We start from the raw sequence: 15,714 nt of genomic DNA on the forward strand, positions 1-15,714 counted from the left end.
TAATCAACGGCTTTGTTCTCAACTATGACGCCGAAGGTTGCCGGAATAAGTGACTCCGCTTGGCCCGGGTAATTTCTGCGCCGAATACCCGGTAATCGGGAAAAATTTTAGGAGGTTTTATCATGAGTAGTCAAAAAATTCGTATCCGCCTTAAAGCGTATGATCACAAAACATTGGATCAGTCCGCTGAGAAAATTGTTGAAACAGCTAAGAGAACAGGAGCTCGTGTGAGTGGACCGATTCCGCTTCCGACTGAGAAGAACATTTATACAATTCTCCGTTCCCCGCACGTAAACAAAGATTCTCGTGAGCAGTTTGAAATGCGTACTCATAAGCGTTTGATCGATATACTCGAGCCTACTTCGAAAACGGTAGATGCTTTAATGCGTTTAGACTTGCCTGCAGGCGTTGATATTGAAATTAAGCTCTAAAACTAGAATACAATTGAATTCATAAGCATTCTTAAGCGCTCGAAATCTTAGAAAATTTTTTTGAAAAGATTTCTAAAAAAGTAGCGCTTTTTTAGAGTTTATGATATAATTGTCATGTTTGTGGCGCGAAACGCCCGGAGGCGTGGAGTAATACCTCCGGCATCGCCCATAAAAAATAAAACCAAATAAACGAACGCTCTCGTGCCCTGGAAATGATTCTGGTGCACTTCAAAGTGTTCAGGAGGTGGCATTCGTGTCGAAAGGAATTTTGGGTAAAAAAGTCGGAATGACCCAGGTGTTTACGGAAGATGGCAGACTGATTCCTGTAACTGTGGTCGAAGCAGGTCCTTGCTTTGTGGTTCAGAAGAAAACGGTAGCAACCGACGGCTACAATGCAATTCAAGTTGGCTTTAATGAATTGCGTGAAAAACTCTCTAATAAGCCGGAAAAAGGTCATTTCCAAAAAGCGAATTTGAAACCCATGCGTTGGGTTCGCGAGTTCCGCGTTGATAATGTGGATGCTTTCGAAATTGGCCAAGAAATTAAAGCTGATGTCTTCAATGTAGGCGATGCTGTGGATGTCGTTGGTGTTTCCAAAGGAAAAGGGTTCCAAGGAATGATTAAACGTCATGGCGCATCTCGCGGACCAATGAAACATGGTTCAAAGTATCATCGTCGTACCGGTTCCCTCGGCGCGAAAGGCCCGGCTCGTGTATTTAAAGGCCGTAAGTTGCCAGGACGTATGGGTGGAGAACGTGTAACGGTTCAAAACCTAGAAATCGTTCGGATCGATGCGGATAAAAATATGATACTTGTCAAAGGCGCTGTACCAGGCGCTAAAAAAGGATTGCTCGTTCTGAAACATTCAGTTAAGGCAAAGTAACTTGTGAGAAAGGAGGAATAAGCAATGCCAAAAGTTCAAGTCGTTAATATGCAAGGTTCTCCTGTTGGAGAAATCGAGCTGAATGAATATGTATTTGGGATTGAACCCAATGCTCATGTTTTGCACTCGGCAGTTGTAGCACAACTGGCTAGTCAGAGACGTGGTACGTCTTCAACCCTGCTGAGAGGCGAAGTTCGCGGAGGCGGACGGAAACCTTGGCGCCAAAAAGGAACGGGTCGTGCACGTGCAGGAAGTATTCGTTCACCGCTTTTCAGAGGTGGAGCAGTTCTTTTTGGACCAAAACCTCGTGATTATGGTTTTTCGCTTCCTAAAAAAGTTCGCCGGCTGGCTTTGCGTTCGGCCCTTTCTTCCAAGGTTAATGAACAAAAATTGATCGTTTTGGAAGACTTGAGCCTAACAGAAGCAAAGACTCGTGAAATGGTGAAGGTGCTTAAAGCACTGAATGCTGATAAAAAAGCGTTGATTGTTACTGATGAACTCAATGACACCGTGGTTCTATCTGCTCGCAATATTGAAGGAGTTAAAGCCACTCAAGTTGAGGGAATGAACGTATACGATCTTTTGAAACACGATGTTATCGTGATGACAAAAGCAGCGGTAGCGAAAACGGAGGAGGTGTTAGCGTAATGCGCGATGCTCGTGAAGTTCTCGTACGTCCTGTGATTTCTGAGAAATCGGTTGGGATGGTCGAGGAAAACAAATACTCCTTCTGGGTTAACCCGGCTGCCAATAAGATTGAAGTTAAAGCCGCGGTAGAAAAGATGTTTAAGGTCCATGTAACTGAAGTACGGACCATTAATGTTCATGGAAAAATGAAGCGTGTTGGCCGTTATTCCGGCAAGACGTCAGACCGAAAAAAAGCGATTGTTACGCTCAAAGCTGGAGATCGAATTGAAGGCTTTGCGGGTCTGTAAGTTTGACGCAAAGGAGGGAAACCCATGCCAGTAAAAGGATTTAGACCGTATACTCCAGGCCGTCGGCAAATGACCGTATCGACCTTTGAGGAGATTACAAAAGTTGAACCAGAACGCTCCTTGCTTGAGCCTATGCGCAGGAAGGGCGGTCGAAATAACCAAGGTAAACTCAGTGTACGTCATCAGGGTGGCGGACATAAAAAGATGTTTCGTGTGATCGACTTTAAACGGAATAAAGATAGTGTTCCTGCTAAAGTCGCAGCTATCGAATACGACCCAAACCGCTCTGCAAATATTGCACTTCTTCATTATCTGGACGGGCATAAAGCCTATATCCTCGCTCCAAATGGTTTGAAAGTGGGCCAAATGGTGGTTTCTGGACCGGATGCTGATATTAAAGTGGGTAATGCATTGCCGATCAAGAACATCCCTGTTGGTACATTACTTCATAATATTGAAATGAAACCGGGCAAAGGTGCTCAACTTGTTCGGTCGGCTGGTGGCTCTGCTCAGCTTATGGCTAAGGAAGGCACCTATGCTACCTTGAGATTACCTTCTGGTGAAATGCGCATGGTACACATTGATTGCCGCGCGACGATTGGTCAAGTTGGAAACCTCGATCACGAGAACATTCATATCGGTAAAGCCGGACGTACTCGTTGGTTAGGAATTCGCCCAACGGTTCGTGGTTCCGTTATGAACCCGAATGACCATCCGCATGGTGGTGGTGAAGGACGTAATCCTGTTGGACGTAACCCTGTTACTCCTTGGGGTAAACCTGCACTCGGTGCGAAGACTCGGAAGAAGAAAAATCCTTCTACCCGCTTCATTGTGAAACGGCGCAGTAAGTAATCGAAAGGAGGCCATTAAATGAGTAGATCTCTAAAAAAAGGGCCTTATGTTGAACAACGTTTACTCGCTCGGGTGGAAGGAATGAACACCTCCGGAGAAAAACGTGTTCTGAAAACGTGGTCCAGAAGCTCAACAATTTTCCCGCAAATGGTCGGACATACCATTGCGGTTCATGATGGACGCAAACATGTTCCTGTATATGTTAGTGAAGATATGGTAGGACACAAACTCGGTGAGTTTGCACCTACACGCACCTATAAAGGCCATGCTGGTAGTGAAAAATCCAGCGGCTTACGCTAAGGAGGAGTTGAAAACATGCAAGCTAAAGCGATTGCAAGATATGTTCGGATCTCTCCTCGCAAGGTGCGCCAAGTGGTCGACCTCATTCGTGGCAAACAAGTGAATGATGCTCTTGCAATTCTGCAATTCACACCGAAAGGTGCAACTGAGCCGGTAACGAAAGTTCTCAAGTCGGCGGTTGCGAATGCAGAACACAATTTGGAGATGGATTCTGACGAACTTTTTGTTACGGAGATCTTTGTTGATCAAGGACCGACCTTAAAGCGCATTAAACCCCGGGCCATGGGACGGGCTGACCAAATCCGCAAGCGGACCAGCCATATCACCGTGGTTGTCGGCGAGAAGAAGGAGGGTTAAACCGTGGGTCAAAAAGTAAATCCAAAAGGCTTCCGAGTCGGGATTATCCGTGATTGGGAAGGCCGCTGGTATGCAGATAAAAACTACTCGGATCTCCTTCATGAAGATTTAAAGATCCGCAATTTCATTAAAAAGAAGCTTCATCAAGCTGGTGTCCCTAAAGTTGAAATCGAGCGTGCAGCAAGCCGCGTTAAAGTTTCAATCTCAGCTGCTAAACCAGGAATTGTCATTGGACGCGGTGGTACGGAAGTAGAAAACCTTCGTAAACAACTTGAACTTATGACTGGTAAGCAAGTTGCGGTGAACATCGTTGAAGTGAAGAAACCGGAGCTTGATGCACAACTCGTAGCCGAGAATGTTGCACAACAGCTCGAAAAACGGATTTCTTTCCGTCGTGCGATGAAGCAAACCGTTGGACGTACCATGCGTCAAGGCGCTCAAGGTATTAAGATTTCTTGTAGCGGACGTTTGGGTGGTGCAGAAATTGCACGTACAGAGTGGTACAACGAAGGAAAAGTACCCCTTCATACGATAAGAGCAGATATTGACTATGGTTTTGCTGAGGCTAATACTACCTATGGCAAAATCGGAGTTAAGGTATGGATTTATAAAGGAGAGGTTCTTCCCGCCAAGAAGGTCGCTCAGGTGGAAGGAGGAAAATAAATGCTAGTCCCAAGCAGAGTAAAACATCGTAAACAACACCGTGGACGGATGCATGGAGTTGCTACACGTGGTAATAAAATCACGTTCGGCGAATTTGGCTTAGTTGCCTTAGAACCGTCATGGATCACAAATCGCCAAATTGAAGCTGCCCGTATTGCAATGACCCGTTATATTAAACGGGGTGGCCAAGTTTGGATTAAGATTTTCCCGGATAAACCAATTACCGCTAAACCGGCTGAAACACGTATGGGTAGTGGTAAAGGTGCCCCAGAATATTGGGTAGCCGTTGTTAAGCCTGGCCGTGTTATGTTTGAATTGGCAGGTATTCCTGAAGAAACTGCGCGTGAAGCGTTAAGACTGGCAATGCATAAGTTGCCGATCCGCTGTAAAATCGTGCGTCGTGAAGAATTAGAGGGAGGTGACGCAAATGAAAACTAAGGAATTCCGTGATATGTCCGAGGAAGAGATTCTGAAGCAAATTGATGACCTGAAGACGGAACTGTTTAATTTGCGTTTCCAACTAGCGACAGGACAACTTGACAATCCAATGCGGATTCGTGAAGTTCGGAAAGGGATTGCTAAAGGCAAGACCATTCTCCGCGAGCGCGAACTGAACATTAACCGTGCTTAAGGAAAGGAGGCTTTCTGATATGGAAAGAGCCCAACGTAAAGTTAAAGTGGGTAAAGTCGTCAGTGATAAAATGGATAAAACGGTTGTTGTAGCCGTTCAAATTACCGAAAGTCACCCGCTCTACCATAGAATTGTACGTCGTACAGAAAAGTTTAAAGCTCATGATGAAAACAACGAAGCCCGTATTGGCGATACCGTTGTTATCATGGAAACTCGTCCGCTTAGCAAAGATAAACGCTGGCGTGTCGTTGAGATCACCGAAAAGGCGGTTGTTCTCTAAGACTGCATATTGAATTTGGAAGGGGGTCAACAGGATGATCCAGGTTCAAACAAGGCTCAAAGTTGGAGACAACTCAGGAGCAAAAGAGCTTATGTGCATCCGCGTGCTTGGTGGTTCTTTACGCCGTTATGCATCCATCGGAGATGTGATTGTAGCTTCGGTTAAAAGCGCAACGCCAGGCGGCGTTGTTAAAAAAGGCGATGTTGTAAAAGCAGTTGTAGTGCGTACAACAAAAGAAATCAAACGTAAAGACGGGAGTTATATCCGTTTTAGTGAAAATGCTGCTGTTGTCATTAAGGACGACAAAAGCCCACGCGGAACCCGTATTTTTGGACCGGTTGCCCGCGAATTGCGCGAAAAAGACTTCATGAAGATCATTTCCCTGGCACCGGAAGTAATTTAATTGACCCCATTGCAATGGAGGTGAACGAAGTGGCTGCTGTAAAGCAAAATATACACGTCAAAAAAGGCGACTTGGTCATGGTGATCACAGGTAAGGATGCTGGTAAAAAGGGAAAAGTCCTTGAGGTCCTTACGAAAAAAGGCCGTGTCGTTGTTGAAAAGATCAACATCGTAAAACGCCATACAAAACCAACCCAAAGTATGCCGCAAGGTGGTATTTTGGAAAAAGAAGCACCTATTGCGAGCTCGAACGTAATGCTGTTCTGCTCAGAGTGCAATAGTGTGACACGGGTCAGTACAAAAGTAACTGAGGCTGGAAAAGTTCGTGTTTGCAAAAAATGCGGAGTAAACCTGCCCGATAAGAACTAATCCAGAAGGGAGGGACCTTAGTGACTCGTCTGAAAGATAAGTACGTTCAAGAAATTGCTCCTGCTCTTCAGCAGAAGTTCAGCTATAAAAACGTAATGCAAACTCCTAAGCTTAACAAAGTTGTAATCAATGTTGGTTTAGGGGAAGCAGTTCAAAATTCCAAAGCGATTGATTCGGCGGTTGGTGATTTGATGAAAATCACAGGCCAAAAACCGATTGTCACGCGGGCTAAGAAATCGATTGCAGCTTTTAAACTTCGTGCAGGTATGCCGATTGGTGCAAAAGTGACCCTACGTGGGGATCGTATGTATGAGTTCGTTGACCGTCTAATGAATGTGGCATTGCCTCGTGTCCGTGATTTTCGCGGAGTATCGAGTAAAGCCTTTGATGGACGTGGCAACTATACGCTCGGAATTAAAGAGCAACTCATCTTCCCTGAAATTGAGTATGATAAAATTGACAAACTTCGGGGAATGGATATTGTCTTCGTAACGACGGCAAAATCTGATGAAGAAGCTCGCGAATTACTCGGTATGCTCGGCATGCCGTATCACCACGAGAAGTAAGAAGGAGGGTTCAAGAGCGTGGCTAAAAAATCGATGATCGTTCGTAACCTGCGCGAACAGAAATATGCCGTTCGCTTCCATAACCGATGCACAATCTGCGGCCGTCCCCATGCATATATCCGTAAGTTCGGAATATGCCGGATTTGTTTCCGGGAGTTAGCCTATAAAGGTGAACTACCGGGAGTCAAAAAGGCTAGCTGGTAAACCGCAGTAAGAAAGGGGGAAGACTCTAGTGGCAATGTCAGATCCGATTGCAGATTTCTTGACCCGCATTCGTAATGCAGGCATGGTTTATCATGATAAGGTAGAAGTACCTGCTTCTAATGTCAAGAAAGCGCTTGCCGAAATCCTAAAAGAAGAGGGTTTCATTAAAGATTTTGAATACATTGCAGATAACAAGCAAGGACTTATTCGCTTGTATCTGAAATATGGCCCAAACCGTGAACGCGTGATCACAGGCCTGAAACGCATTAGTCGTCCAGGACTCCGCGTTTATGCAAAGAAAGATGAAGTACCGAAGGTCTTAGGTGGCCTTGGAGTGGCGATTATCTCCACTTCCCAAGGGATTATGACTGATAAACGGGCTCGTCAAAATGGGCTTGGCGGAGAAGTGCTCTGCTACATTTGGTAAAGATACATTACGGAGGTGCAGAGAATGTCCAGAATTGGCAAAAAGCCCATTACGATTCCTAATGGCGTCGACGTCAAGATAGAGGGCAATGTTGTCACCGTTAAAGGACCAAAGGGTACCTTAACGAAGGAAATGCATCCACGAATCAACATTGCAGTAGAAAATCAAGAAGTTATTGTGACTCGGCCAGATGATGAACCTCTGAGCCGGTCCTTGCATGGTTTAACCCGTTCCCTTGTCGCTAATATGGTTGAAGGGGTAACGAATGGATTCAGCAAAGGCCTTGAGATGGTTGGCGTTGGATATCGTGCATCGAAACAAGGAAATAAGCTCGCATTGTCTGTGGGTAAATCCCATCCAGTCGAGTTAGTTCCTTTTGAAGGTTTAGAAATTGAAGTTCCTGCCCAAAACAAGATTATTATCAAAGGGATGGACAAGGAACTTGTTGGAGCTTTTGCAGCCGTCGTCCGTTCCGAACGACCACCTGAGCCTTATAAAGGTAAAGGAATCAAGTACGAAGGTGAAGTAATTCGCCGTAAAGTGGGTAAAACTGGCGCTAAGAAGAAGTAAGACTTAGCAAGGGCAAAATCTCTTGCACATTTGAAAGGAGTGAGTTTCCTTGATTACAAGCACAGACCGCAAACAAATCCGCTTAAAAAAGCATAAGCGTGTCCGTAAAAACATGTTCGGCACATCTGAACGTCCACGTTTAGCTGTATTCCGGAGTCTTAATCATATTTATGCTCAAGTGATCAATGACGAGCTCGGTGTCACTTTAGCTGCCGCATCCTCTCTTGATCCTGAGTTTAAATCCGCTGGAGCTGCTGGTGGTAACATCGAAGGAGCTTCCAAAGTGGGTGAGCTTGTTGCTAAACGAGCTTTAGAAAAAGGAGTAACTGACGTGGTTTTCGACCGCGGAGGAAATCTCTATCATGGACGGATTGCAGCCGTAGCTGAAGCAGCACGCGAAGCTGGCCTTAACTTCTAAGACAGGGTAAAGGAGGGAAAATCATTGGCGAAAATTGATGCGAGTAAACTAGAGTTGACCGAGAAAGTCGTTCACATTGCCCGCGTAGCAAAGGTTGTCAAAGGGGGACGCCGATTCAGCTTCAGTGCCTTAGTCGTTGTCGGAGACGGACATGGTATGATTGGTGCTGGACTCGGAAAAGCAGGAGAAGTTCCAGAAGCGATTCGTAAAGGAATCGAAGATGCGAAGAAAAACCTGATTTCCGTACCACTTACGGGAACCACAATCCCGCACATGATCGTGGGAAACTTTGGCGCTGGCTCAGTTCTTCTGAAACCAGCATCTAAAGGTACTGGAGTTATTGCTGGAGGCGCGGTTCGTTCAGTACTAGAAGCTGCTGGAGTACACGATATTCTTACTAAATCTTTAGGATCATCGAATCCACATAATATGGTCAATGCCACGATGGCTGCCTTTAAAGCTCTGAAAAGAGTAGATGAGGTTGCTAAACTCCGCGGTAAAACCGTAGAAGAAATTCTGGGTTAGGAGGGTTGGCAGTGAAGGTAAAAGTAACACTTGTAAAAAGTCCAATCGGATATTCCGAAGCACAACATAAAGTGCTAAAGAGCTTGGGTTTAGGTAAAATGAACTCTAGTAAAGTTCATGAGAACAACCCATGTATCCAAGGTATGATCCGTAAATGCGCACATTTAGTTGCGGTGGAAAATCTTTCAGAATAAAAGGGGGTGTTGACAAGCATGAAATTGCATGAACTGAAGCCTGCCAAAGGCGCGACCCATGCTACAAAGCGTTTGGGCCGTGGAATCGGGTCTGGAACTGGAAAAACAGCCGGTAAAGGACATAAAGGTCAAAATGCCCGTTCGGGTGGTGGCGTGCGTCCTGGATTTGAAGGCGGTCAAATCCCCTTGGCCCGTCGGATGCCGAAACGCGGTTTTACCAACATCTTCAAGAAAGAGTATGTTGTCCTCAATGTACGTGATTTGGAGCGGTTTGATAATGGCGCGGTTGTAAATTATGAAAGCCTCTTTGAACTGGGTCTCATTAAAACAATCAAAGATGGCGTAAAGATTTTAGGAACAGGAGAAATAACCAAGGCGCTGACTATTAAGGTTGACAAAGTCAGTACAGCCGCGGCAGAGAAGATCGTTGCTGCTGGCGGAAAAGTTGAGGTGGAATAGGATGATTGTCGATTCCCTGAAAAATGCATGGAAAGTCGCAGAGATCAGGAATAAAATCGGATTCACCTTACTCATGTTCCTTATCTTTCGGATTGGGGCGCATATCCCGATTCCTTTTATGGATCATAGTGTGCTCTCCAATATGATTGGGTCAGGAAGCATTTTTGATTTCTTAGATACGTTCTCCGGAGGATCCTTTAGGCGGTTCTCGGTATTTGCTTTGAGTATCACCCCCTATATTACGGCTTCAATTATCCTTCAACTTTTGACGATTGTTGTTCCTTACCTGGAGCATTTAGCTAAAGAAGGACAATATGGTCGGAAAAAGATTACTCAATACACACGGTATGGAACAGTTGTCCTAGGCTTTATACAAGGTTTTGGGTTGACTTATGGCCTCCGTACTGCATTGGTAATTCCGAGCCCGAGTTTAAAATGGCCGATTTATCTCTTAGTTGCGCTCATCCTCACAGCAGGAACAGCTTTTCTGATGTGGATTGGAGAACGAATTACTGAAAAAGGAATTGGCAATGGGATTTCACTGATCATCTTCGCAGGGATCGTTGCTAGAGTACCGGATGGCTTAAAGTACATCTGGGGGTTGCTCAAAGTAGGTGAAATCAATGCTCTCTCGGTTATTGGATTAGTCATTATGGGGGCAGCGATTATTGCTGGAGTTGTCTTTATTCAAGAAGGACAGCGTCGTGTTCAAGTGCAATATGCCAAACGAGTGGTCGGACGTCGTGTTTACGGTGGTCAATCCTCACATATTCCGCTTAAAGTTAATCAATCTGGAGTAATTCCGATTATCTTTGCAATATCACTTCTTGCTTTTCCAAGTACAATCGCGACTTGGATGCCTGCCACATCAGGTTATGTACAATTCATTAATCGCTGGTTTACGATGAATGGTACTGTGTATTCAATACCTTATCTCATTATCTACGCGATGTTGATTATCTTCTTCACCTATTTCTATACCGCAGTAACCTTCAATCCAGTAGATGTAGCAGATAACATCAAGAAATACGGTGGATTCATTCCTGGACTCCGTCCTGGCCGGGCTACTTCGGATTATCTTGCGAAGATTCTGAGCCGTTTAACCTTAGCCGGAGGATTGTTTTTATCGTTGATTGCTGTTCTGCCTAGTCTGATTGTTGGTTTAACGGGGATTCAAAACATTTCTCTTGGGGGTACTTCATTATTGATTGTCGTCAGCGTTGCCTTGGAAACCATGAAACAAATGGAATCCCTGCTGATGCAGCGACACTACCAAGGGTTTATGAAGTAAGGGGGGCAAACAAATGAGAGCAATACTCATGGGCCCACCCGGTGCGGGCAAAGGAACGCAGGCTACGGGCCTCATTGAAAAGTATCAGATTCCTCATATCTCGACAGGCGATATGTTTCGGGCTGCAATCAAGACTGGAACGTCGCTAGGGAAGAAGGCAAAGGAATTTATGGATGCCGGATCCCTAGTACCTGATGAAGTAACGATTGGGATCGTTGCTGAGAGATTAGCTGAAGCAGATTGTGCCAACGGATTTCTGCTTGATGGATTTCCACGCACAATTGCCCAAGCTGATGCCTTAGATAAAATTCTTGTTGATCTTCAGATGAAATTAGATGGAGTCTTAAACATCGAAGTGGCCGAAGCCAAACTTATAGAGCGTCTCACGGGACGCCGGATTTGCCGGCAATGCGGTGCGACCTATCACATGGTCTTTAATCCCCCAAGTGCTGATGGCGTTTGTGATAAGTGCGGAGGGGAACTGTACCAGCGCAGTGATGATACGCTCGAAACGGCGAAAAACCGCCTTGATGTGTATAACCTTCAAACCCAACCCTTGATTGAATATTATCGGGGTCAGGGAATTCTCAAAGAGATTAACGGTGACCAGGACATCAGTAAGGTGCTGGAAGATATTCTGGCTGCTTTGGAGTAAAGCAATGATAGAACTTAAAAGTAAGTCACAAGTGGAACACATGCGTAAAGCCGGTAAGATTACGGCGGATACACTCCAGCTATTGGGCGAGTCAATCCATCCAGGGATTACTACTCAGGAGCTCGATCAAATTGCCGAGAATTATATTCGAAAATGCGGTGCTGTTCCAAGCTTCAAAGGTTACAATGGTTTTCCGTATTCCATCTGTGCTTCCGTGAACGAAGAGGTTGTACACGGGTTTCCGGGTTTAACGGTGTTACAATCTGGAGATATTATCAGTATCGATTGCGGTGCAACCTATGAAGGATATGTTGGCGATTCTGCCGTGACCTTCGCGGTTGGGGAAATCTCTGACGAATTGCAAAAATTATTGCGCGTTACGAAAGAGTCCCTAATGCTTGGAATTGAACAAGCTCACAAAGGAAACCGCCTCTATGACATTTCCCATGCGGTTCAAACCCATGTTGAAGCTAATGGCTTTTCTGTTGTTCGCGACTATGTGGGACACGGAATTGGCCGAGAGATGCATGAAGAACCGCAAATCCCCAATTACGGAAAAGCTGGACGGGGGCCTCGACTCGACATCGGGATGTGTTTGGCTATTGAACCGATGGTCAACTTGGGAACGTATGAAGTGAAGACACTCCGTAACCACTGGACTGTTGTGACGAAGGACGGCAAAGCTTCTGCCCATTTTGAACACACTGTAGCCATTACCGAAAATGGCCCTGAGATAATGACTCGGAGTTAAGATACCCGATTGAGTGCCAGAGGAGGGTTATAATGTCAAAAGAGGACGTCATCGAAGTCGAAGGAAAAGTACTAGAGCCACTACCTAACGCCATGTTCTTGGTGGAATTAGCCAATGGACATAAGGTATTAGCACATGTCTCTGGTAAGATCCGGATGAATTTCATTAAGATTCTTCCAGGGGACCGGGTTACATTGGAGCTTTCTCCTTATGACCTGTCTCGTGGCAGGATTGTTTATCGGTTTAAGTAAAGCCCAAAGGGAGGGGATTACGGTGAAAGTAAGGCCTTCTGTTAAAAAAATCTGTGAAAAATGTAAAATCATTAAACGCCATGGAAAAGTCATGGTTATCTGTGAAGATCCGAAACACAAACAAAGACAAGGCTAATTCAACAGTATTTATCTTGCGCGGCTGATGGAGATCAATCCATTGCAGGGAAAAACAGCTGAAGAAGGTTTAATCAAAGTTTGTTGTTGATGATTGGTAATATACAAGAGGGTTTAAAATAAACAGCAATATGGAGGTGTAAAGTTTAGATGGCACGTATCGCTGGAGTTGATTTACCGCGTGAGAAACGTGTAGAGATTGGATTGACCTATATCTATGGAATTGGGCTTCCAACATCTCATAAGATTCTCGCAAAGACCGGCGTAGATCCGGACACCCGTATTCGTGACTTATCCGAAGAGGAAGTAGGCCGCCTCCGGGAAGTTATTGATAAAGAATTTAAGGTTGAAGGTGACTTACGTCGGGAAGTATCCCTCAATATTAAACGTCTGATGGAAATTGGCTGTTATCGTGGATTACGTCATCGTCGTGGGCTTCCTGTTCGTGGACAGCGCACCAAAACGAATGCACGTACGCGTAAAGGTCCGATTAAGACGGTTGGCGCAAGACGCAAAAAATAATTAAGGGGGGATCACAGAGATGGCCCGTAAAGTTGTTCGTACGAAACGCCGCGAACGTAAAAACATCGATAGTGGCGTAGCGCACATTAGATCTACGTTTAACAATACGATGGTTACCATTACCGATACACACGGGAACGCAATATCCTGGTCTAGCGCTGGTGCGCTGGGCTTCAAAGGATCCCGTAAAAGCACACCGTTTGCTGCGCAAATGGCAGCTGAAACTGCAGCTAAAACTGCAATGGAACATGGCATGAAAGAAGTAGAATGCTTTGTTAAAGGACCGGGAGCTGGCCGTGAGGCTGCGATCCGTGCTCTCCAATCTGCAGGACTTGAAGTGAATTTAATCAAAGACGTGACGCCGATTCCGCATAACGGTTGTCGGCCTCCGAAACGGAGAAGAGTATAAGAAGGAGGTGTCAACATGGCAAGATATACAGGTCCTGTTTGTCGTTTATGTCGTCGGGAAGGAATGAAACTCTTCCTGAAAGGTGATCGTTGCTATACAGGAAAATGTGCAATTGACCGTCGAGCTTATGCTCCTGGTCAACACGGCCAAAGCCGCGGTAAAAAGCCTACTGAATATGGTATTCAGTTACGTGAAAAACAAAAAGTTCGGCGTATCTATGGAGTTGCTGAGAAACAATTCCGTACTTATTTCGTTGAAGCGTCTCGCCAAAAAGGGATGACAGGTGAAAACCTTCTTCGTCTCTTAGAGCGCCGCCTCGATAATGTGGTATTCCAACTTGGATTCGCAACTTCTCGTCCGGAAGCTCGTCAGCTCGTTCGTCATGGACACTTTATTGTGAATGGTCGTCGAGTTGATATCCCTTCCTTCCTTGTTCGTCAAGGAGATGTTGTTGCTTACAAAGAAGCGAGCAAGACTTCACCACGGATTAAGGAAATTTTAACTAATCTTGATCGTACACCGCCGCAATGGCTGAGTTTAGATGCTAATGCTGCAAGCGGCACAGTCGTAGCACTACCCACTCGAGAAGATATTCAAATGCCTATCCAGGAACACCTCATCGTTGAGAAATACTCTCGTTAATTTCTAACGTAGGATAGATTGATATCAAGTTCCCGAGAAAGAAGGTGCATTCCGATATTAGAAATCGAGAAGCCCAGAATTGAATGCGTTGAACGTTCTGACGACAACACCTATGCAAGATTTGTAGTTGAACCTCTGGAGAGAGGATATGGGATTACTTTAGGAAATTCTTTACGGCGAATCCTTTTATCCTCGCTTCCGGGTACGGCAGTGACTGCGATTAAAATCGAAGGTGTTCTTCATGAATTCTCCACGGTACCAGGAGTGCTGGAAGATGTAACGGATATCATCCTTAACCTTAAAAGCTTAGCTTTGAAAGGCTATACAGACGAAATGAAAATCTTGCGTCTGGAAGCTTCAGGAGAGGGAGTGGTTCGCGCCGGTGATATTATCACGGATGCGGATATTGAAGTACTGAATCCTGATTTGAAGATCGCCACTCTGGATAAGGATGCCCGTCTCTCGATGGAGATGACGGCCGAAAGAGGCCGTGGTTATGTACCGGCTGATAAAAATAAGAAGCCGGATCAAGTGATTGGCGTAATCCCCATTGATTCCATTTTCGCTCCGATTTACAAGGTAAATTATGCCGTTGAAGATACTCGGGTGGGCATGATCACGAACTATGATAAGCTCACTCTCGAGGTCTGGTCCAACGGAAGTATTTCACCGGAAGAAGCGACAAGCCTGGCAGCAAAAGTCTTAAGCGAACATCTTCTTCTTTTCATTGGTCTTACCGATAAGCTCAATGATGTTGAGATTATGGTTGAGAAAGAAGAAGAAGGTAAAGATAAGATTCTTGAGATGACAATTGAAGAACTAGACCTCTCGGTTCGTTCTTATAACTGTTTGAAACGGGCTGGAATCAATTCGGTGGAAGAACTTACTCAGAAAACGGAAGAGGACATGATTAAGGTTCGCAACTTGGGCCGCAAGTCCTTGGAAGAAGTGGAATTCAAGTTAAAAGAGCTCGGCTTAGGGTTCCGCACAGTCGAGGACTAATTCGGTCAAAAGGAGGGGAACATCATTGGCTTACCGTAAATTGGGAAGAAACTCAGGTCATCGTGGCGCAATGCTACGTAACCTTGCCACTTCTCTGTTAAAATACGAGCGTATTGAAACGACTGAAGCTCGCGCCAAAGAACTCAATGCAATTACCGAGAAAATGATTTCGCTAGGTAAGCAAGGAGATCTTGCTGCTCGTCGTCATGCTATGGCTTATCTGATGGAAGAAGATGTAGTAACGAAATTATTCGAAACTATTGCTCCGAAGTACAGTGATCGCCAAGGCGGTTACACTAGGATCATGAAAACCGGCTTCCGCCGCGGAGACGCAGCAGAACTCGTACTCATCGAACTCGTGTAAGAAGACTTAAAAAAGCCAGGTTGCTTAATTAAAGCAACTTGGCTTTTTTTTGTGCTAAGTATTGCGAAAGGCATAATCTCTTTGTAAACTATAGTTTATATAGAAAGTATACAAACTATAGTTTACAAAGTGTAGAAGCAAATGCCTAAGTCAAATTGAGACTCATCTATTTTATTTCGACTGCTGTACTAGAGAATTAAATCTTTGGAGCGAGGAGTACAAGAAG

The 15,714-nt window shown here is 45.1% G+C and carries 31 protein-coding genes; all 31 read left to right on the forward strand.

Annotated elements, in window-relative coordinates; genetic code table 11:
- Positions 1–122: 122 nt before the first annotated feature.
- A complete protein-coding gene (rpsJ, locus tag DESME_RS01380) occupies positions 123–431 on the forward strand; it encodes a 30S ribosomal protein S10 (RefSeq protein ID WP_006716335.1) in 309 nt (102 codons plus the stop codon).
- Positions 432–684: 253 nt separating this feature from the next.
- Positions 685–1,314 (forward strand): 50S ribosomal protein L3, encoded by a 630-nt coding sequence (gene rplC / locus DESME_RS01385; protein ID WP_006716336.1) that lies wholly within the window; start codon positions 685–687, stop codon positions 1,312–1,314.
- Between the two features lie 24 nt (positions 1,315–1,338).
- Positions 1,339–1,962 (forward strand): 50S ribosomal protein L4, encoded by a 624-nt coding sequence (gene rplD, locus DESME_RS01390; protein ID WP_006716337.1) that lies wholly within the window; start codon positions 1,339–1,341, stop codon positions 1,960–1,962.
- Positions 1,962–2,249, forward strand: coding sequence for a 50S ribosomal protein L23 (locus tag DESME_RS01395; RefSeq protein WP_006716338.1), 288 nt, complete (start codon positions 1,962–1,964; stop codon positions 2,247–2,249). Before rplD ends, DESME_RS01395 begins: the two co-directional genes overlap by 1 nt.
- A 24-nt stretch (positions 2,250–2,273) precedes the next feature.
- Complete coding sequence (gene rplB, locus DESME_RS01400) at positions 2,274–3,101, forward strand: 50S ribosomal protein L2 (protein WP_006716339.1); 828 nt, start codon at positions 2,274–2,276, stop codon at positions 3,099–3,101.
- 18 nt (positions 3,102–3,119) lie between these two features.
- Entirely contained in the window at positions 3,120–3,401 is a 282-nt protein-coding gene (rpsS, locus tag DESME_RS01405) for a 30S ribosomal protein S19 (RefSeq protein ID WP_006716340.1), read from the forward strand.
- Between the two features lie 15 nt (positions 3,402–3,416).
- The gene (rplV, locus tag DESME_RS01410; RefSeq protein WP_006716341.1) at positions 3,417–3,758 is read left to right on the forward strand and encodes a 50S ribosomal protein L22; all 342 of its coding nucleotides are present in this window, start codon (positions 3,417–3,419) and stop codon (positions 3,756–3,758) included.
- A 3-nt stretch (positions 3,759–3,761) separates the two neighbouring features.
- Positions 3,762–4,421 carry a 30S ribosomal protein S3 gene (gene rpsC / locus DESME_RS01415; RefSeq protein WP_006716342.1) on the forward strand — a complete coding sequence of 220 codons (660 nt, stop codon included), beginning with the start codon at positions 3,762–3,764 and terminating at the stop codon, positions 4,419–4,421.
- Positions 4,422–4,859 (forward strand): 50S ribosomal protein L16, encoded by a 438-nt coding sequence (gene rplP / locus DESME_RS01420; RefSeq protein WP_006716343.1) that lies wholly within the window; start codon positions 4,422–4,424, stop codon positions 4,857–4,859.
- Positions 4,849–5,052, forward strand: coding sequence for a 50S ribosomal protein L29 (gene rpmC, locus DESME_RS01425; protein WP_006716344.1), 204 nt, complete (start codon positions 4,849–4,851; stop codon positions 5,050–5,052). The genes rplP and rpmC overlap by 11 nt, the downstream gene beginning before the upstream one ends.
- A 19-nt stretch (positions 5,053–5,071) precedes the next feature.
- Positions 5,072–5,332: a 30S ribosomal protein S17 gene (gene rpsQ, locus DESME_RS01430; protein WP_006716345.1), complete on the forward strand. Its 261-nt coding sequence runs from the start codon at positions 5,072–5,074 to the stop codon at positions 5,330–5,332.
- Between the two features lie 34 nt (positions 5,333–5,366).
- Entirely contained in the window at positions 5,367–5,735 is a 369-nt protein-coding gene (rplN, locus tag DESME_RS01435; RefSeq protein ID WP_006716346.1) for a 50S ribosomal protein L14, read from the forward strand.
- Positions 5,736–5,764: 29 nt separating this feature from the next.
- On the forward strand, positions 5,765–6,103 hold the full coding sequence (gene rplX, locus DESME_RS01440; RefSeq protein ID WP_006716347.1) for a 50S ribosomal protein L24: 339 nt from the start codon (positions 5,765–5,767) through the stop codon (positions 6,101–6,103).
- A 20-nt stretch (positions 6,104–6,123) separates the two neighbouring features.
- The gene (gene rplE, locus DESME_RS01445; RefSeq protein WP_006716348.1) at positions 6,124–6,669 is read left to right on the forward strand and encodes a 50S ribosomal protein L5; all 546 of its coding nucleotides are present in this window, start codon (positions 6,124–6,126) and stop codon (positions 6,667–6,669) included.
- A gap of 18 nt (positions 6,670–6,687) precedes the next feature.
- Positions 6,688–6,873 carry a type Z 30S ribosomal protein S14 gene (locus tag DESME_RS01450; protein WP_006716349.1) on the forward strand — a complete coding sequence of 62 codons (186 nt, stop codon included), beginning with the start codon at positions 6,688–6,690 and terminating at the stop codon, positions 6,871–6,873.
- A 28-nt stretch (positions 6,874–6,901) separates the two neighbouring features.
- A complete protein-coding gene (gene rpsH, locus DESME_RS01455) occupies positions 6,902–7,300 on the forward strand; it encodes a 30S ribosomal protein S8 (RefSeq protein WP_006716350.1) in 399 nt (132 codons plus the stop codon).
- 24 nt (positions 7,301–7,324) lie between these two features.
- Positions 7,325–7,870 (forward strand): 50S ribosomal protein L6, encoded by a 546-nt coding sequence (gene rplF, locus DESME_RS01460; protein ID WP_006716351.1) that lies wholly within the window; start codon positions 7,325–7,327, stop codon positions 7,868–7,870.
- 49 nt (positions 7,871–7,919) lie between these two features.
- A complete protein-coding gene (rplR, locus tag DESME_RS01465; protein WP_006716352.1) occupies positions 7,920–8,288 on the forward strand; it encodes a 50S ribosomal protein L18 in 369 nt (122 codons plus the stop codon).
- Between the two features lie 24 nt (positions 8,289–8,312).
- Positions 8,313–8,813, forward strand: a complete 501-nt coding sequence (gene rpsE, locus DESME_RS01470) for a 30S ribosomal protein S5 (protein ID WP_006716353.1) — start codon at positions 8,313–8,315, stop codon at positions 8,811–8,813.
- 11 nt (positions 8,814–8,824) lie between these two features.
- On the forward strand, positions 8,825–9,007 hold the full coding sequence (gene rpmD / locus DESME_RS01475) for a 50S ribosomal protein L30 (protein WP_006716354.1): 183 nt from the start codon (positions 8,825–8,827) through the stop codon (positions 9,005–9,007).
- 18 nt (positions 9,008–9,025) lie between these two features.
- The gene (gene rplO / locus DESME_RS01480) at positions 9,026–9,466 is read left to right on the forward strand and encodes a 50S ribosomal protein L15 (protein WP_006716355.1); all 441 of its coding nucleotides are present in this window, start codon (positions 9,026–9,028) and stop codon (positions 9,464–9,466) included.
- Between the two features lies 1 nt (position 9,467).
- Positions 9,468–10,757, forward strand: coding sequence for a preprotein translocase subunit SecY (secY, locus tag DESME_RS01485; protein WP_006716356.1), 1,290 nt, complete (start codon positions 9,468–9,470; stop codon positions 10,755–10,757).
- 13 nt (positions 10,758–10,770) lie between these two features.
- The gene (locus DESME_RS01490) at positions 10,771–11,412 is read left to right on the forward strand and encodes an adenylate kinase (RefSeq protein ID WP_006716357.1); all 642 of its coding nucleotides are present in this window, start codon (positions 10,771–10,773) and stop codon (positions 11,410–11,412) included.
- Between the two features lie 4 nt (positions 11,413–11,416).
- Entirely contained in the window at positions 11,417–12,163 is a 747-nt protein-coding gene (gene map, locus DESME_RS01495; RefSeq protein WP_006716358.1) for a type I methionyl aminopeptidase, read from the forward strand.
- Positions 12,164–12,195: 32 nt separating this feature from the next.
- Positions 12,196–12,414 (forward strand): translation initiation factor IF-1, encoded by a 219-nt coding sequence (gene infA / locus DESME_RS01500; RefSeq protein WP_006716359.1) that lies wholly within the window; start codon positions 12,196–12,198, stop codon positions 12,412–12,414.
- A gap of 22 nt (positions 12,415–12,436) precedes the next feature.
- Positions 12,437–12,550, forward strand: coding sequence for a 50S ribosomal protein L36 (gene rpmJ, locus DESME_RS01505; protein WP_025248600.1), 114 nt, complete (start codon positions 12,437–12,439; stop codon positions 12,548–12,550).
- A gap of 149 nt (positions 12,551–12,699) precedes the next feature.
- A complete protein-coding gene (gene rpsM, locus DESME_RS01510) occupies positions 12,700–13,071 on the forward strand; it encodes a 30S ribosomal protein S13 (RefSeq protein WP_006716361.1) in 372 nt (123 codons plus the stop codon).
- 19 nt (positions 13,072–13,090) lie between these two features.
- On the forward strand, positions 13,091–13,480 hold the full coding sequence (gene rpsK / locus DESME_RS01515) for a 30S ribosomal protein S11 (RefSeq protein ID WP_006716362.1): 390 nt from the start codon (positions 13,091–13,093) through the stop codon (positions 13,478–13,480).
- A 15-nt stretch (positions 13,481–13,495) separates the two neighbouring features.
- Positions 13,496–14,122: a 30S ribosomal protein S4 gene (gene rpsD / locus DESME_RS01520; protein ID WP_006716363.1), complete on the forward strand. Its 627-nt coding sequence runs from the start codon at positions 13,496–13,498 to the stop codon at positions 14,120–14,122.
- Between the two features lie 54 nt (positions 14,123–14,176).
- Positions 14,177–15,124: a DNA-directed RNA polymerase subunit alpha gene (locus tag DESME_RS01525; RefSeq protein ID WP_025248601.1), complete on the forward strand. Its 948-nt coding sequence runs from the start codon at positions 14,177–14,179 to the stop codon at positions 15,122–15,124.
- 25 nt (positions 15,125–15,149) lie between these two features.
- Positions 15,150–15,488, forward strand: coding sequence for a 50S ribosomal protein L17 (rplQ, locus tag DESME_RS01530; RefSeq protein ID WP_006716365.1), 339 nt, complete (start codon positions 15,150–15,152; stop codon positions 15,486–15,488).
- Positions 15,489–15,714: the final 226 nt, after the last annotated feature.

The organism is Desulfitobacterium metallireducens DSM 15288 (assembly GCF_000231405.2).
Classification (GTDB): Bacteria; Bacillota; Desulfitobacteriia; order Desulfitobacteriales; family Desulfitobacteriaceae; genus Desulfitobacterium_A; species Desulfitobacterium_A metallireducens.

Coding starts and splice junctions, on each gene's coding strand:
- rplF (WP_006716351.1), top strand. CDS start 7,325: ATGTCCAGAATTGGCAAAAAGCCCATTACGATTCCTAATGGCGTCGAC.
- rpsS (WP_006716340.1), top strand. CDS start 3,120: ATGAGTAGATCTCTAAAAAAAGGGCCTTATGTTGAACAACGTTTACTC.
- rpsK (WP_006716362.1), top strand. CDS start 13,091: ATGGCCCGTAAAGTTGTTCGTACGAAACGCCGCGAACGTAAAAACATC.
- DESME_RS01490 (WP_006716357.1), top strand. CDS start 10,771: ATGAGAGCAATACTCATGGGCCCACCCGGTGCGGGCAAAGGAACGCAG.
- infA (WP_006716359.1), top strand. CDS start 12,196: ATGTCAAAAGAGGACGTCATCGAAGTCGAAGGAAAAGTACTAGAGCCA.
- DESME_RS01395 (WP_006716338.1), top strand. CDS start 1,962: ATGCGCGATGCTCGTGAAGTTCTCGTACGTCCTGTGATTTCTGAGAAA.
- map (WP_006716358.1), top strand. CDS start 11,417: ATGATAGAACTTAAAAGTAAGTCACAAGTGGAACACATGCGTAAAGCC.
- rpsD (WP_006716363.1), top strand. CDS start 13,496: ATGGCAAGATATACAGGTCCTGTTTGTCGTTTATGTCGTCGGGAAGGA.
- rplN (WP_006716346.1), top strand. CDS start 5,367: ATGATCCAGGTTCAAACAAGGCTCAAAGTTGGAGACAACTCAGGAGCA.
- rplB (WP_006716339.1), top strand. CDS start 2,274: ATGCCAGTAAAAGGATTTAGACCGTATACTCCAGGCCGTCGGCAAATG.
- rpsM (WP_006716361.1), top strand. CDS start 12,700: ATGGCACGTATCGCTGGAGTTGATTTACCGCGTGAGAAACGTGTAGAG.
- rplP (WP_006716343.1), top strand. CDS start 4,422: ATGCTAGTCCCAAGCAGAGTAAAACATCGTAAACAACACCGTGGACGG.
- rplD (WP_006716337.1), top strand. CDS start 1,339: ATGCCAAAAGTTCAAGTCGTTAATATGCAAGGTTCTCCTGTTGGAGAA.
- rplO (WP_006716355.1), top strand. CDS start 9,026: ATGAAATTGCATGAACTGAAGCCTGCCAAAGGCGCGACCCATGCTACA.
- rpsJ (WP_006716335.1), top strand. CDS start 123: ATGAGTAGTCAAAAAATTCGTATCCGCCTTAAAGCGTATGATCACAAA.
- rpsQ (WP_006716345.1), top strand. CDS start 5,072: ATGGAAAGAGCCCAACGTAAAGTTAAAGTGGGTAAAGTCGTCAGTGAT.
- rplV (WP_006716341.1), top strand. CDS start 3,417: ATGCAAGCTAAAGCGATTGCAAGATATGTTCGGATCTCTCCTCGCAAG.
- rpmC (WP_006716344.1), top strand. CDS start 4,849: ATGAAAACTAAGGAATTCCGTGATATGTCCGAGGAAGAGATTCTGAAG.
- secY (WP_006716356.1), top strand. CDS start 9,468: ATGATTGTCGATTCCCTGAAAAATGCATGGAAAGTCGCAGAGATCAGG.